Origin of the sequence: Micromonospora sp. NPDC049801, from assembly GCF_040656575.1 — a bacterium.
In the GTDB taxonomy this organism is placed as follows: Bacteria; Actinomycetota; Actinomycetes; order Mycobacteriales; family Micromonosporaceae; genus Micromonospora.
On record NZ_JBFAMS010000043.1, the window covers coordinates 1 to 4547 of the forward strand.

Below are 4547 nucleotides of genomic sequence, written 5' to 3' on the forward strand. Positions count from 1 at the left end.
GAAGCTAAGCCCTCCAGCGCCGATGGTACTGCACTCGTGAGGGTGTGGGAGAGTAGGACACCGCCGGACAATCTTTCAGGAATGGCCACCCCTATCGGGGTGGCCATTCCTGCATTCCCCCCAAGAAGAACCCCACCCCTTGTCCCGCGCCCCCGGGCTCTGTTCAGCGCCGGTGATCATGAAGTTACTGCCAGGACACGCCGGTGACAGTGGCAACAACTTCATGATCAACGCGCCCGGGGAGGGGCGCCGGGGCACGTGGAGGGGTCGGCGGGGCTTCGGTGGGTGGCTACTGGACTTAGGGTCGGTCTGTGGGGGACGTGCTGATTCTTCTCGTCTTTGGCTGTTGCGTGGCTGTCGTGCTGGCCGGGCTGTGGTGGCTGGGCGTACGCGGTCGCCGCCGCGGTGTCGGTGGCGAGGTCATGGGGCCGTTCGAGGAGATGTGGCATCCGGCGGCGACGCGCTACCGCGCGGAGATCCGCGTACAGGAGCAGCGTATGACGCCGAGGTCGGCTGCCGACGACTCCGACGGGCGGGCTCAGGAGGGCTTGGGGCCGCAGACGTAGCGCGGCTCGGCGTCGTAGCGCCAGGTGAACTTCTCCCGCTTGACCACCACGCCGTCCTTCTTGATGACCCGGAAGGCGTCCTGGGTGAAGCCGTTGATGCCGTTGCTGGGAATGCACTTCGGGCCGGGCTCGAGGTGGATGAGCTTCGGCGTGGTGGTGTTGCGGCGCGGGCCGTACTCCGTCTTGACGCTGTCGTAGATCTTCGTGCTCCAGATGGAGACGGTCACCGAGCTCGACGTGTACGACGTGTCGATGAGCAGGCCGTACTCGGTGTTGTTGCGGAACTTGAAGTCCAGGTTCGGCCAGAAGATTGTCGACTCGATGACGGCCGGGTACCTGTCGAACCAGTACGAGTGGGGTTTGTGCTCCACGTCCTGGAGGCCGGCGTAGTAGGTGGCGTTGAAGAGGGTGGTCGTGAACTGCGAAGTGCCACCCCCGACGCCGGGCACCAGCTTGCCGTCCAGGATGACCGGCGCGTCCTGGTAGCCCTGGGCGTAACCCCGCTCGCCGGTGTGCCCGTTGAGGGAGAACATCTTGCCGGGCAGCACGACCGTGCCGTCCACCTTCTTGGCGATGGTGGCGATGTTCTGGCTGCGCGGCGACGCCATTCCGCCGGTGAAGCGCGTGGTGAAGGTGGACACCCGTTCCTTGATGCCCAGAGCGGCCAGCTTCTCCGTGGTCACCTCCGGCGGCGTCTCCCTCAGCTCTCCGGTCACCTCGCGTCCGTCGGGCTTCGGTAGCACCGCCAACAGGTCGCGGCTCAGTGTGGCGGTGTCGAGCTGCTGCCCGGCGCGCCCGTCCACGACCGTGGGACGGCCGTCGGCGATGGTCATCGTGGCGTCCTTCGGCGGCACCTCGATCGCGTTCAGCTTGTCGCCGAGGGCCGTCCGCAGTCGCTTGACGTCCACCGCCGGAGTGAGCTTGCCGGTCTTGTCGGCGGTGAAGCGGAGGCTCTTCGCGATGACCGCCGGTGGCACCTGCACCGAGCCCCGGTCGGTGCGCAGGGTGACCGGTGCGGAGACGGCCGGCTTGGCCAGTTCGGCGACCAGCCGGTCCACCTCCTCGGCGGTGGTCGCCGGCTGGCTCTCCACCAGTGGCACGGTGACCGGCGTGCCGGCGAGCCAGCCGGCCCGGACGGCGTCGACCGAGCGCTGCGGGTCGAAGGCGAGACCGGGCTTGGGGCGTACGACCTTGGGTGTGGTCCCCTGGTAGGAGATGGCCGGCATCGTCATCGGACGGACCTGGTCGCCGAGCGCCGTGCGCAGGGCCGCGTCCAGGCGGGGCGCGTCGACGGTGACGACCGGTTCGACGGTACGGGAGCCGACCAGCCGACTGACCGGGTGCGCTTGGGCCTCGGCCGCTGCCGCAACCGTGGCCGCCACATCGACCGCCAGTCCCACGTCGGCCGGATTGATCTCGGCGGTGCGCTCCCCGACCGTGATCCGCAGGGGCGCGGCGAGGGCTGCGGCCCGCCGCTCCAGCTCTGCCCGCAACTCCCGGTCGGCCGCGCTGCGGCTCCGACCGCCCAGCTCGGTGCCGAGCACGCTGGTGCCCCGGGGCACGTCACCGGCGTACGCCCAGGCGCCGGCACCCGCGACGGCGGCGAGGACGCCGCCGGTGATGCCCGCGCCGAGCAGCATCCGTACGCGGCGTGGACGGCGGCCGCTGTTGTCCGGCTCGCCCGTGGCGGTGGCCGTCGCCGGTGTGACAACGTCCGGCTCGTCGTCCGGCCAGGTGACTGCCGTGACCTGCACGGTCGGCCGGTCGTCGACGGGTGGACGATTGTCGCCGTACAGCGTCACTGCAACCTCGATCGCCAGGTGCCGCGGGAGGTCCCCCCTCCCGGAGGACACCACGGTAACCAATGGCCGGCCGTCCGCGCGGGCTGTGCCCGTTCGGTGCTGCCACCGCGTGTCGCCCGGCGTGTCGCGGGGGCGTGGGGTCGGTGCCCGCGCCGGGGGACAGGCGTGGCACGGTGGCGGGGTGGACGCTGCGGAGCGGGTGTTGGCGTACGGCGGGGGTTGGTTGGACCGGGCGGGCGCGTTACGCACCGACCCGGCTCGGCTGGACGCGTTGCTCGACGACCCGGCGACGGTGGTGCTGCCGCTGTGGCGGGACCGTTGTCTCGTCGACGGAGACGGTCCGGTCCGGCTGACGGCCGACCGCGCGTCACTCGTCCGGTCGGCTGCCGCGGAGACCGTGTTCCTGGGGCTCGACGGGGACGTCGCGGTGTTCGCCGTGGACCTCTCCGGTCTCGGTGAGGCCGCCGCCGTCGAGATGGCGGGGGCGGCGCGGGCCGTCGACGTACGGGCGCTGGTCGGGCGACTCGACCCGGCGGGCGCGGCGACCCAGGCGTACGCGCGGGGGTTGCTGCACTGGCACCGGCAGCAGCGTCACTGCGGCACGTGCGGCGCGGTGGCCGTCGCCGGTGGTGGCGGCCACGTGCGGACCTGTTCCGGCGCGGAGTGCGGTCGGTTGCTGTTCCCCCGCATCGAACCGGCGATCATCGTGCTGGTCGAGGCGCCCGGCTCGGCCGGCCGTTGCCTGCTCGCCCGGCACGCGGGGGCGGCCGAGGACTCCTACTCGACGTTGGCGGGCTTCGTGGAGGTGGGTGAGAGCCTGGAGGACGCGGTCCGCCGGGAGATGGCCGAGGAGGCCGGGATCACCGTCACCGACGTGACCTACCAGGGGTCGCAGGCGTGGCCGTTCCCCGCCGGGCTGATGGTGGGCTTCCGGGCCACGGCGACGTCCGACGAGGTACGCGTGGACGGCGTGGAGTTGCTCCAGGCGCGCTGGTTCACCCGGGAGGAGCTACGGGAGCGGGTCGCGGCAGGTCGCCGGCTCGGCCGGGTGGACTCGATCGACCACCGGCTGCTGACGGACTGGCTCGCCGAGGCGCGCTGACCTTGCGGGCTCAGCCGTACGGATGAGTTCGGGGTCGTCTTCAGCGGCTTTTCAGCCCGGCGTTACGTAAATGTAACAATGCTGTGCAGCAACTACCGCTGGTGAAGATTCTGGAGTCATCCGCCCCAATTTCGATGGTTTGTCGCGGGAGCGGGTCGGCGTAGACCTGACTGACGGTGACGGTCAGAAATCTTGACGCCGAGCGCGGGTTACCGGCCAGTAGCAGCGCCCTTGTGAGGTACGTCGCTTCGCGAGAGCATCCAATCCGCACACTGCGCGATCCGCCGACCCATCCCCCGGAGCGGGACGCAGCGGCCACGTGCTTTCCCGTAGTCCCGAGTCGCGACTGCGATCGGTGACCCCCGGTTCGAGGAGGACCCGTGAAGGATTCGGAAACCCGTCAGGCGCAGGGTGGCACCCGCTGGCGTCGCTTCGCCGCCATGATGGTTCCCGCTGCGGTCGCCGTCGGCGGCATCGTCTTCGGTATGGCCAACGGCGCCATCGCCGCCAACATCACCGTCGCCGGCAAGCCGTTCAAGATCTCCGCCTCCGAGCTCGACGGGAAGGGCTTCAAGCAGTACGGCGGCATCGTGACCACCAAGGACGGCAAGATCGTCCCGGTGGCCATGTCGGAGATCGGCGAGGCCCACCTGACCAAGCTGTGCCAGTCGGTCGACGCCTCCATTCCTGGCCTGCCCAAGATCGTGCTGACCATCAACGCCGGCGACGCCCCCGGCAAGGAGGCCGTGGCCAAGAACCTGCTGATCGCGATGGAGTCGCTCGAGGGTGACGCCGAGTTCACCGACATCAACATCGGTAAGGACGCCAGTGACCTCGGCCCGGCTCCGGCCGGCTCGTTCGGCCAGGACGCCACGCACGTGAACATCAAGGACCTTGAGCAGGTTGCCCGCTATACCACCGCCGGCACCTTCACGCTGACCGGACTCAAGTTGAAGGTCAACGTCGGCGCTGAGGCCAAGGAATGCTTCTGAGCTGACGCCGCCGAGGCTCGCGAGGGGCGCCCCCCCCCCCCCGCCGGGCAGGCCCCCCCCAAAACCCCCCCGCGCCGGACCGGTG

At 70.2% G+C, this 4547-nt stretch carries 4 protein-coding genes; 3 read left to right on the forward strand and 1 reads right to left on the reverse strand.

From position 1 onward, the window contains the following. Positions 1-311 precede the first annotated feature (311 nt). A complete protein-coding gene (locus AB0I89_RS33665) occupies positions 312-566 on the forward strand; it encodes a hypothetical protein (protein ID WP_357134894.1) in 255 nt (84 codons plus the stop codon). Here the strand turns inward: AB0I89_RS33665 and AB0I89_RS33670 are convergent. Continuing rightward, entirely contained in the window at positions 539-2368 is a 1830-nt protein-coding gene (locus AB0I89_RS33670; RefSeq protein ID WP_357134896.1) for a VanW family protein, read from the reverse strand. The two genes, AB0I89_RS33665 and AB0I89_RS33670, sit on opposite strands and share 28 nt — an antisense overlap. 181 nt (positions 2369-2549) lie before the next feature. On the opposite strand from AB0I89_RS33670, the gene nudC reads away from it, so the two are divergent. After that, complete coding sequence (nudC, locus tag AB0I89_RS33675; protein WP_357134898.1) at positions 2550-3470, forward strand: NAD(+) diphosphatase; 921 nt, start codon at positions 2550-2552, stop codon at positions 3468-3470. Between the two features lie 440 nt (positions 3471-3910). Continuing rightward, complete coding sequence (locus AB0I89_RS33680) at positions 3911-4462, forward strand: DUF6230 family protein (RefSeq protein ID WP_357134900.1); 552 nt, start codon at positions 3911-3913, stop codon at positions 4460-4462. Positions 4463-4547 lie beyond the last annotated feature (85 nt).

What these genes read in the sequence shown, in the direction of transcription:
- AB0I89_RS33680 (WP_357134900.1), top strand. Translation starts at nt 3,911, where the DNA reads ATGATGGTTCCCGCTGCGGTCGCCGTCGGCGGCATCGTCTTCGGTATG.